The 9968-nt window shown below is 69.2% G+C and carries 13 protein-coding genes (1 of these 13 cut by a window edge); 7 read left to right on the top strand and 6 right to left on the bottom strand.

Annotated features, from left to right (window positions below):
• Positions 1–22 precede the first annotated feature (22 nt).
• Entirely contained in the window at positions 23–478 is a 456-nt protein-coding gene (locus BGN97_RS05480) for a hypothetical protein (protein WP_292698713.1), read from the bottom strand.
• Positions 479–623: 145 nt separating this feature from the next.
• On the opposite strand from BGN97_RS05480, the gene BGN97_RS05485 reads away from it, so the two are divergent.
• Together BGN97_RS05485 and BGN97_RS05490 are read left to right on the top strand one after the other, a co-directional pair.
• A complete protein-coding gene (locus BGN97_RS05485; protein ID WP_292698715.1) occupies positions 624–1046 on the top strand; it encodes an NUDIX domain-containing protein in 423 nt (140 codons plus the stop codon).
• Between the two features lie 171 nt (positions 1047–1217).
• Positions 1218–2039: a hypothetical protein gene (locus BGN97_RS05490; RefSeq protein WP_292699024.1), complete on the top strand. Its 822-nt coding sequence runs from the start codon at positions 1218–1220 to the stop codon at positions 2037–2039.
• 3 nt (positions 2040–2042) lie between these two features.
• Here BGN97_RS05490 and BGN97_RS05495 read toward each other — a convergent pair whose 3' ends face one another.
• Complete coding sequence (locus BGN97_RS05495; RefSeq protein WP_292698717.1) at positions 2043–2525, bottom strand: YbaK/EbsC family protein; 483 nt, start codon at positions 2523–2525, stop codon at positions 2043–2045.
• A 2-nt stretch (positions 2526–2527) separates the two neighbouring features.
• Positions 2528–3022, bottom strand: coding sequence for a DNA helicase (locus tag BGN97_RS05500; protein WP_292698718.1), 495 nt, complete (start codon positions 3020–3022; stop codon positions 2528–2530).
• A 137-nt stretch (positions 3023–3159) separates the two neighbouring features.
• Here BGN97_RS05500 and BGN97_RS05505 point away from each other — a divergent pair, with 137 nt between their 5' ends.
• Together BGN97_RS05505 and BGN97_RS05510 are read left to right on the top strand one after the other, a co-directional pair.
• Positions 3160–3717, top strand: coding sequence for a peptidylprolyl isomerase (locus BGN97_RS05505; RefSeq protein ID WP_292698719.1), 558 nt, complete (start codon positions 3160–3162; stop codon positions 3715–3717).
• Between the two features lie 18 nt (positions 3718–3735).
• Entirely contained in the window at positions 3736–4617 is an 882-nt protein-coding gene (locus BGN97_RS05510; RefSeq protein ID WP_292698721.1) for a rhomboid family intramembrane serine protease, read from the top strand.
• A 163-nt stretch (positions 4618–4780) separates the two neighbouring features.
• On the opposite strand, the gene BGN97_RS05515 is transcribed toward BGN97_RS05510, so the two are convergent.
• Entirely contained in the window at positions 4781–5023 is a 243-nt protein-coding gene (locus BGN97_RS05515) for a cell division protein CrgA (RefSeq protein WP_285630961.1), read from the bottom strand.
• Positions 5024–5060: 37 nt separating this feature from the next.
• Here BGN97_RS05515 and BGN97_RS05520 point away from each other — a divergent pair, with 37 nt between their 5' ends.
• From BGN97_RS05520 to BGN97_RS05530, 3 genes are read left to right on the top strand one after another with little or no spacing between them, the layout of a single operon-like run.
• On the top strand, positions 5061–5843 hold the full coding sequence (locus BGN97_RS05520; protein ID WP_292698723.1) for a class E sortase: 783 nt from the start codon (positions 5061–5063) through the stop codon (positions 5841–5843).
• 12 nt (positions 5844–5855) lie between these two features.
• On the top strand, positions 5856–6011 hold the full coding sequence (locus tag BGN97_RS05525; protein ID WP_292698724.1) for a hypothetical protein: 156 nt from the start codon (positions 5856–5858) through the stop codon (positions 6009–6011).
• A complete protein-coding gene (locus BGN97_RS05530) occupies positions 6008–6628 on the top strand; it encodes an aminodeoxychorismate/anthranilate synthase component II (RefSeq protein ID WP_292698725.1) in 621 nt (206 codons plus the stop codon). Before BGN97_RS05525 ends, BGN97_RS05530 begins: the two co-directional genes overlap by 4 nt.
• Here the strand turns inward: BGN97_RS05530 and pknB are convergent.
• Both pknB and BGN97_RS05540 read right to left on the bottom strand, forming a co-directional pair.
• Positions 6610–8307: a Stk1 family PASTA domain-containing Ser/Thr kinase gene (pknB, locus tag BGN97_RS05535; RefSeq protein ID WP_292698727.1), complete on the bottom strand. Its 1698-nt coding sequence runs from the start codon at positions 8305–8307 to the stop codon at positions 6610–6612. The genes BGN97_RS05530 and pknB overlap by 19 nt on opposite strands.
• 57 nt (positions 8308–8364) lie before the next feature.
• Positions 8365–9968 carry the 3' portion of a serine/threonine-protein kinase gene (locus tag BGN97_RS05540; RefSeq protein WP_292698729.1) on the bottom strand. It continues 115 nt past the right edge of the window, so the window shows 1604 of its 1719 coding nt (coding positions 116–1719); its start codon lies off the right edge, out of view; the stop codon is at positions 8365–8367.

Consider the following 9968-nt stretch of genomic DNA (forward strand, 5'->3'; position numbering starts at 1 on the left):
GCATCCGCACGCGGGACAGGTGTCAGGATGCGGCGATCCGCACGCGCTCGGCCAGGAAGGCGAGCTGCTCCGTTCCCAGCGCGGTGACCGCGTATGCGGTGGGCCAGATCGCCCCGTCGTCGAGGTTGGCGGCCTGTTCGAACTCGAACGTCGAATAGCGCACCTTGAACTTGGATCGCGGCTTGTAGAAGCACACCACCTTGCCGGCCTCGTTCGCGTACGCCGGCATGCCGTAGTACGTGCGCGGCACCAGCTGCGGCGCGGCCTCCCCGACCATCGCGTGCAGCGCCTCGCCGAGCGCCCGGTCGTCGTCGGGCATGTCGGCCAGCTTCGCACGCACCTCGGCCTCGCCCTCACGGCGCACCTCGTCCGGGTCCTTCTTCGCCCGCGAACGGGCCGTGCGGCGCTCGCTCGACGCCGCCTTCATCGCCGCGCGCTCCTCGTCCGAGAACACCACGGTCTTCTCCTGCTCAGCCATGTCGGCCTCCTTCGTGTCTGATCCCACGCTAGAAGCGGCGTCCTCGCCGCGCTTCTCGATTCCTGATCGGATGCCACCGGGCACCCGGACTCCGCATTGCGGGACCGCCCGGGATGCTCGCGGGAACCGGCGCTACTGTGAATCCATGGATCTGCGCGTCGCCGCCTACGCCGTCGTCACCGACGATGAGGACCGCATCCTGCTCGCACGCTGGACCGAGGGGCGCCGCGTCGCCTGGACCATGCCGGGCGGAGGACTCGAGGAGGGTGAGGATCCCGAGGTCGCCGTGCGGCGCGAGTTGCGCGAGGAGACGGGTTTCCACATCGAGACGACCGAGCTGCTCGGCATCCACTCCCGCGTCATCCCCGGGTCGCAGCGGGTGCACCGGGAGCGCTCGCCCCTGCACACCATCCGCATCGTGTATCGCGCGGAGATCACGGGCGGTCGGCTGCGGTTCGAGCAGAACGGGTCCACCGACATGGCGGCGTGGTTCACGATCGCCGAGGTCGCGGAGCTGCAGCGGGTGAAGCTCGTGGACATCGCGATGCGGATGGCGGGAATCCTCTAGTCATCCTGGGGCGGTGAGCTCAGCGACATCCTGATCGACGGCGACAGCATCTCGCAGGTCGTCGCGGCTTCCGGCGCTCCGATCGACGCCGGAGAGATCGACGGGCGCGGCCTGCTCGCGATCCCCGGCATCGTCAACGCCCACGCCCACGTCGACAAGTCGTGGTGGGGTCTGCCGTGGCAGTCCTACGGCGGTGTCCGCAGCACCGACGGCCGCATCCAGCACGAGCGCGCGCACCGCGACGAGCTCGGAATCCCCAGCCGCGAGCTCACCTCGCGCGTGCTGGACGAATTCGTCAAGCACGGCACCACCGCCATCCGCAGCCACGTCGACGTGGACCTCGGCCTCGGCCAGCGCGGCATCGAGGCCGTCCGCGAGGCCGTCGCCCCCTACGAGGGCGGCATCGCCTGCGAGATCGTCGCGTTCCCGCAGGACGGCGTGCAGCGCCGCCCGGGCGTGCTGGAGCTGCTCGCGGATGCTGCGAAGGCCGGCGCCGAGCACATCGGAGGCCTCGACCCCGCCGGCATCGACAAGGACCCGGTCGGACAGATCGACGCGATCTTCGCCCTCGCGGCCGAGCACGGCGTCGGCATCGACATCCACCTGCACGACGGCGGATCGCTGGGCGCCTTCCAGTTCGACCTGATCGTCGACCGCACCCAGAAGCTCGGCCTGCAGGGCCGGGTCAACATCGCGCACGGCTTCGCGATCGTGGATGCCGACGATGCGCGCCGCCACGATCTGCTGCAGCAGATGGGCGAGCTCGACATCTCCATGACCACCGTCGCGCCGCTGCGGATGAAGCAGTTCAGCCTGCACGAGTTCGCCGAGGCCGGCGGCGCGCCGTTCGCGGGCGTGCAGAAGAACGACCTGACCGCCGGATCGCGAGCGGATGTCGTGCTCGTCGACTCCGAGAACACGATGGACGTGCTCGTGCGCACCCTTCCCCGCGAGCTCACCGTCGGCGGCGAGAAGCTGCTGTACCAGCGCTGAGCGTCAGTCGCGGGGCTTCTCGGGCTCGGAGATGTCGGCGACCGTGGCGCCGTAGGCGCGGATGAGATCGTCGGAGTCGACGAACAGGCTGTAGCCGTGCGCGCCGGCGCCCATCGCGATGCGGCGGCCCACGATGGTCTCATCCGCGAACACCGGCCAGTCGGTGGTGCTGCCGATCGGCACGATGGTGCCGCGCTCGTAGCCGGTCGCGGCCAGCGCCAGCTCGGGCTCGGGCAGGCGCAGCTTGTTCACGCCGACGATCGCGCGCAGCTTGGGCCACGAGATCGACCGCCCGCCGGGCACCAGGGCGAACAGGTACGTATTGTCGGACCTTTTCACCACCAGCGTCTTGACGATGTCGGACGGCTGCAGGCCGAGCAGCTCGGCTGCCTCGTGCAGGCTGCGGGCGGCAGGACGCTCGCGGATCTCGATCTCGAGTCCGCGAGCGGATGCTGCTGCCCGAACCCGCTCGTGCGGGTCGGCCATGCTCAGGCGTTCGGCGTCGACAGCGGGTCGTCGGCGACCCACAGCTCATCGTCCGCGCGCAGCGCCTGCCAGGCGGCCACGACCACGCCGATGGCGGCCGCGGCGCCGAGCACCAGGGCCACGACAGAGCCGAGGCCCATGCCCTTCTTCTGCGGTGCGGCGGGCGCGCGGTGCAGCACGCCGTTGCGCTTGGCGTTCGCGACGTCCCAGGCCGACAGCGCCGTGCCGACGACGCCGCCCACGATCGGGACCACCTTGTCGTCGACGACGTGCTTGCCGATCTTCAGCCCGCGATCGACCGTCGGGGCGACCTTGCGGCTGTAGGCGTCCTGTACGACCGGCACGACCTGCTCACGGTTGAAGTTGCCGAGCTGGCGGCCCGCCTCGCGGGCGATGTCCGCGGCGTGGCCGACGAGCACCTGCTGCGCCTCCCACAGATGTCCTGCATCATCCTGAAGCTTGCGCAGTTCCTTCTTGCGCTTGCGGCTGAGGTTCACGTTGCTCTCCCGTCGGTCGGAGTCCGTTCGTGTTCATCTTGCCATGCGAGGCTGGATGCGGGCAGGGATCTGGCGCTGAGGGCGAACATCTGCGAACATGCCAGCCCGGTCAGAGGTCGCTCTGCGAGAATGTCACCATGCCTCACGCTTCTCACGTCGCAACCCTGCACACCAACCACGGCGACATCGTCGTCAACCTGTTCGGCGACCACGCCCCGAACACGGTCGCCAACTTCGTCGGCCTGGCCGACGGCACCAAGGACTGGACGCACCCCGCCACGGGCAAGCCCGGCGAGGGCCCGCTGTACAAGGACGTCATCTTCCACCGCATCATCCCCAACTTCATGATCCAGGGCGGCGACCCGCTCGGCCAGGGCGTCGGGGGCCCCGGCTACAACTTCAACGACGAGATCAACATGGAGCTGAACTTCAACGAGCCCTACATCCTCGCCATGGCGAACGCCGGCCTGCGCCGCAACGCCATCACCGGCCAGGTCGAGGGCACCAACGGCTCGCAGTTCTTCATCACCACCGACCCGACCCCGTGGCTGCAGGGCAAGCACACGATCTTCGGCGCCGTCGCCGATGAGGCCTCCAAGGCCGTCGTCGACGCCATCTCGGCCGTGCCGACCGCGGCCGGCGACCGCCCGATCGAGCCGGTCGTGCTGCAGTCGATCGACATCGTCAAGGCCTGAGAGCGCGAGCCGATCCGGATGACGACCCCAGAGTTCACGAGCAATCGCGACAACTTCTGCTACCGGCATCCGGATCGGCAGAGCTTCGTGCTCTGCCAGCGCTGCATGCGCACCATCTGCCCGGAATGCCAGACGCAGGGACCCGTCGGGGTCATCTGCCCCGAGTGCATGAAGGAGCAGCGCAAGGCGGAGTCCCCGGCCCAGCGCCGCGCCCGTCGCGCCTGGGGCCGGGGCCCCGTCGCGATGACCGGCCGCGGCGGCCGGCCCGTCGTCACCTACGTGCTGCTGGCGATCACCACGGCCATCGGCCTGCTGCAGCTGCTGCCGGGCGTCGGGGCGCAGATCACCAGCGCGCTGCTGTTCAACGCCGTCTACCTCTATCCCGACCTCTCCGGCTTCCCGTTCGAGCCGTGGCGGCTGCTCACCTCGGTCTTCGTGCACGGCGGCATCCTGCACCTCGGGCTCAACATGCTCGCGCTCTGGATGCTGGGACAGACCCTCGAGCCGATGCTGGGCCGTGGCCGCTACCTCGCGCTGTATCTCATCAGCGGTCTGGGCGGCTCGGTCGCCGTCGCGCTCATGGCGCCGGGCACCTCGACGGTCGGCGCGTCGGGCGCGCTGTTCGGCATGATGGCCGCCCTGCTGATCATCGGGCGCCACATCGGCGCCAACGTCACCGGCATCCTCGTGGTGCTGGCCATCAACTTCGCCTACGGCTTCATCGTGTCCGGCATCGCCTGGCAGGCCCACCTGGGCGGTCTGATCGTCGGCGCCCTCATCGCGCTGATCTACATCAACACCAAGCGCCGCGACCAGCGCACCTGGCAGATCGTGCTGCTCTCGGTACTCACAGTCCTGGTGCTCGGACTCGCCGTCGCGGGCAACTGGATTCTCGCTTAAGGCTGATCAACGGTTGTTAACAGGGTTATCCCCCTGTGTGAATAACACCGGTGTAATTCTCCCCAGCCTGTGGATAACTCTGGGGAGAACCCCTGTGGACAACGGGGGACGGAAAGGGCCCCTCGCTGCGCGAGGGGCCCTTTGAGTCTGTGTGCGACTGGCGTCAGCGCCAGCGGGTGGTCATGAGGAAGCCGACCAGGGCGATGGCCAGGCCGATGCCGAGGTTCCAGCCGCCGAGGCCGGGGATCGGGTACAGCGAGCCGGAGATGTAGTACACCAGGATCCAGGCGAGCCCGAGCAGCATGAAGCCGACCATCACGGGCTTGAACCAGACGGCGTTGGGGGCGGCGTCGTCGACGCCCTCGGGGCGGTCGACGGGCTCTTCGGGTACGCGAGATCGTGCCATGGGGATCAGTCTAGCCGGGCCGAATAGACTTCCCCTCATGCACGCTTCCGCGCCGACACGCCGTACCCGGCGCGTGGCGGGTCGCTCCCGCGCGACGGTCACGAGCGTGCTCGGTGAACTGCTGCTCACGGCCGGCGTGATCGTGCTTCTCTTCGTGGCCTGGCAGATGTGGATCGGTGACGTCATCATCAACGCCCAGAAGAACGCCGAGGGCGCGGCGACCATCCGCCAGTGGGCCGAAGCCCCCGCTCCCGAGCCGCCGCCGCTGGTCGAGGCCGCGGACGGCACGACCAGCTATGCGCTGCCCGTCCTGCGGCATCCGGCCGACGGCCAGCGCTTCGCGATCATGCGCATCCCCCGGTTCGGTGCCGACTACGCCAAGGACATCGCCGGCGGCACCAGCCGTGCACGCACGCTCGACCGGATCGGCATCGGCCTGTACACGCAGTCGAAGATGCCCGGTGAGATCGGCAACCTCTCGCTCGCCGGCCACCGCACCACCTGGGGCAAGCCCTTCAATCAGCTCGACAAGCTCAAGCTGAATGACGCCATCGTCGTGGAGACGCCGGGCGGCTGGTACACCTACCGCTTCCGCACGCTGGAGTACGTCAAGCCCACCCAGGTCGACGTGCTCGACGATGTGCCGCAGATGCCCGAGCAGCAGACGGGCGAGCGCTACATCACCCTCACCGCGTGCTCACCGCTGTACTCCCTCGCGGAGCGCATCGTCGCCTACGGCGTGTTCGAGGGCTTCCAGCCGCGCGCCGAGGGCCCGCCGGCATCCCTCGCCCCCGTCGAAACCGCCACCCCGTCCCTCTGAGGAGAACCACCGATGTACGCAGCACTGTGGCGCCTCCTGCCCGGCCCCTGGTGGGTGCGCCTGATCATCCTGCTCGCTCTGCTGGCGGCGGTGCTCTACGCGCTGTTCTTCTGGGTGTTCCCGTGGGTCAGCCCGCTGATCACCCCGGGAGAGGTCGACGTGGAATGAGCGTGCGGGTGCTCGTGGTCGACAACCACGACAGCTTCGTGCACACCCTCATCGGGTACCTGCGCGAACTCGGCGCCGTCGTGACGATGGTGGAGGCGGACGCCCTGGACGAGAACGACCTCGATCCTCGGCTGGACGCCCACGACGCCGTCATGATCTCCCCCGGCCCGGGCACCCCCGCCGACGCTGGGGCGTCGCTGGCCGTCGTGCGCGCCGCGGCGGAGAGGCGGATGCCGCTGCTGGGCGTGTGCCTGGGCCATCAGGCCATCGGCGAGGCGTTCGGCGGCACGGTCGCGAGAGCGCCCGAGCTCATGCACGGCATGGTGTCGCAGGTCACCCACGACGGGTCCGCGCTGTTCCACGGCATCCGCTCTCCGTTCGCCGCCGGGCGATACCACTCCCTCGCCCTGGTCGAGTCGGATCTCCCCGCCGAGCTGCGGGTCACCGCGCGCGCCGAGAACGGCACGATCATGGCCGTCGCCCACGAGAGTCTGCCGATCCTGGGCGTGCAGTTCCACCCCGAGAGCGTGCTCACCGATCACGGGCACCGCCTGCTCGGCAACTGGCTGGCGGGCGTGCCCTCAGCCGCGGAGCGGGATCAGCCGGCCGTGCAGTAGCTCAGGCCAACCGTCGAGAGGATCGGCACCTCACCGGGCGAGACCGTCATCGACAGCACGGTGTTCGGGGACCGCCCGTCGGTGCAGGCGCCGACCTCGGTCGGGGTGACCGTCAGCGACAGCGCCTCGAGCTTCTTGGTCGCGGCATCCATCGTGAAGCCGGTCATGTCCTCGACCGTCACCTTGCCGTTCGCGACCACCAGGTTCACGGTCGTCCCCGGCGCGACCTTCGTGCCGGCCTCCTGGCTGGAGTGCAGCACGGTGCCCGCCTTGGCGGTCGGATCGTTGGTCTGCTCGATCGTGCCGAGCACGAGCCCGTTGTCCTTGAGCACCTTGGTCGCGTCGTCCTGCGACAGCCCCTCGATCACAGGCATGTCGATGGTGTCGGCGCCGGTGGACACGTACACGATGATCGACTCGCCCTTGGAGACCTTCGCATTCGTGCCGGGTTGCGTGCGGATCACGTGATCCACCTCGAAGTCCGCACTGGACTCGTGGCGCACGTCGGCGACCAGCCCGACGTCCTTGAGCTCGGTCTTCGCCTTGGCGACGGTCAGGTCCACCAGGTTCGGCACGGTCACCGACGATGAGGGCGTCTCCGGCGGGCGCATCGAGAGGCTGACGACCCAGAACAGCACGGACACCAGCAGTACGGCGAGCAGCGCCACGCCAGCCCAGATCCACGCCACCGGAGGCCCGGACTGGGTGCGGGTCATGGTCGTGTCTGTGCTCAGCTGCCGCAGCGATCGGGCCGTCTCCTGCGCCTGACGCGGGCTCGACCCGTACAGCTCGCTGGTGAGGGCGCCGATCTCCTTCTTCGTGGGCGCGTGCCCTGTCGTGATGCCCTGCAGGGCCATGCGGAACGAGCCGGCGTCGGGGAAGCGCTGGTACGGGTCCTTGGCGAGAGCACGAAGCACCACGGCATCCAGCGCGCGGGGCAGCTCCTCGTTCACCTCCGACGGCGGAACCGGCGTCTCGCTGACGTGCTGGTAGGCGACGGCCACCGGCGAGTCGCCGCGGAACGGCTGACGTGCGGTGAGCATCTCGTACAGCACCACGCCCGTGGAGTACAGATCGGTGCGCGAGTCGACCGACTCGCCCTTGGCCTGCTCGGGCGAGAAGTATGCGGCGGTGCCGATGATCTGCGTGGTCTCGGCGACGGTCGACGACGAGTCCGACACCGCGCGGGCGATGCCGAAGTCCATCACCTTGACGGTGCCCTTGTCGGTGATCATCACGTTGCCGGGCTTGATGTCGCGGTGCACGACACCGGCGCGGTGCGAGTAGTCCAGGGCCTCGAGGATGCCGTCCGTGTAGCGGATGGCATCCTCGACCGACAGGGGGCCCGCGGCGATGATGTCCTTCAGCAGCGTGCCGTGCACGAGCTCCATGACGATGTAGGGCTCGGTCTCGCCCTGCGAACCAGGGGTCGCGCCCGGGTCGCCGGCGTCGAAGACGCGGACGATCGAGGGATGCGACATGCGCGAGGCGGCCTGCGCCTCCAGGCGGAACCGGGTGCGGAACGCGGTGTCGCGCGCGAGCTCGGGGTCGAGGATCTTGATCGCGACCTCGCGGCCCAGCGTCAGGTCGTACCCGCGGTGCACCTGGGCCATGCCGCCCTTGCCGATCACCTCATCGACCCGATAGCGGTCGGCGAGAATGCGCGGCTCTGTCGTCACGTCCCGTCTCCCCCTGATGCCTTGAAGTCTCCTGTCAGATTACCCGCTGGAACCTGATCAATTGGCGGGAGGCGGCGTGATCCCCTCGGTCGGCAGGGGGCCGCTCGCCTGGACAGAGGCGACGGCTTCGGGCGAGTCGCCCGTCGTGCGCTCGCCAGCGGTGCCGCCGGAGCACGTGACGGTGTACTTGACCACGAGTGCGGTGTTCGGTGCGCCCGTCACCGTGATCGTGGCGGTACGGTCGCCGCCGCCGAAGGATGCCGTCGACTTGCCGTTCACCTTGAACGTCCCGCCCTGAACCGTGAAGTTGTAAGCGCTCGGCTGACCCTGGCCGTTGCCGCAGCTGAAGCCGGCCCATGTCACCTGCACCTCGGTGCCGGTCTCGACGGTCTGGGGCAGCATAGGAGCACCCGGCTGCGCGAGCGGAGTCTGGTCGCCGTACACGAGCAGTTCAACGGTGGCGCCGATCGGCTGATTGCCGCCGTCGAGGACTTCGTACACCTGTCCGACCTTGTCTTCGGATGGTGCCGCCTGCTGCGGTGTGCACTTTGCGACAAGACCCTTATCATCGAGCAACTTGGTCGCCGCATCGCAGGTTTGTCCGACGAGGTTCAACGCGCCGACATCGACTGTCGTCGGCGTTGTCTCGGTCGGAGTGTTCTGCGGAGTCGTGGGGGGCGCCGAGCTCGACGTCTTGTCGACTGGCTTGCCGTCACCCTGGTTCAGGAGCAGACCCAGCAGGGTGCCGCCGAGCGCGATGACGAGCAGCGCGATCAGGGCCACCAGGGGCCAGGTCCACGGGCTGCGCTTCTTCTTCTGCGGCTGCTCCTCGGCATCCGCCTGCCCGGTGGGCAGCTGAGCCGTGGTCGGCAGGATGCTGGTGGCCTGACCGTCGCCCATCCCGGTGAGGATGCGCGTCGCGGCGTCGGCGTTCGCCACGCCGATACCGGCGATGGCGGGCACGGCGATCGCGGCCGAGTTCAGGTCGCCGCGCCGCAGGGCCTGCGCGGCGCGCGACACGGTCGCAGCCGAGGACGGCCGGTCCGCGGGCTTCTTGGCGATCATCGCCATGACCAGGTTCTGCACCGGCTGAGGCACCGTCGACGGCAGCGGCGGCGGCTGCTCGTTGATCTGGGCCATCGCGATGGCGACCTGCGACTCCCCCGTGAAGGGGCGCTTGCCCGCCAGGCACTCGTACGCGACGATGCCCAGCGAGTACACGTCGGTGGCCGGTGATGCGGCGTGGCCGGAGGCCTGCTCGGGCGACAGGTACTGCACGGTGCCCATCACCTGGCCGGTGGCGGTCAGCGGCACCTGGTCGGCGATGCGCGCGATGCCGAAGTCGGTGATCTTGACGCGGCCGTCGGGCGTGATCAGCAGGTTGCCCGGCTTGATGTCGCGGTGCACCAGGCCGGCGGCGTGCGCCGCCTGCAGAGCGGATGCCGTCTGCGAGACGATGTCGAGCGTCTTGTCGGCGCTCAGGGCGCCGTCGCGCTCGAGGATCGTGGACAGCGCCTCACCGGGCACGAGCTCCATGACGAGGTAGGCGGAGCCGTTCTCCTCGCCGTAGTCGAACACGCTCGCGATCCCCTCGTGGTTGACGAGCGCGGCGTGGCGGGCCTCGGCGCGGAAGCGCTCCAGGAAGCCCGGGTCGCCCATGT

It is taken from the genome of Microbacterium sp. 69-10, from assembly GCF_001897945.1.
Classification (GTDB): domain Bacteria; phylum Actinomycetota; class Actinomycetes; order Actinomycetales; family Microbacteriaceae; genus Microbacterium.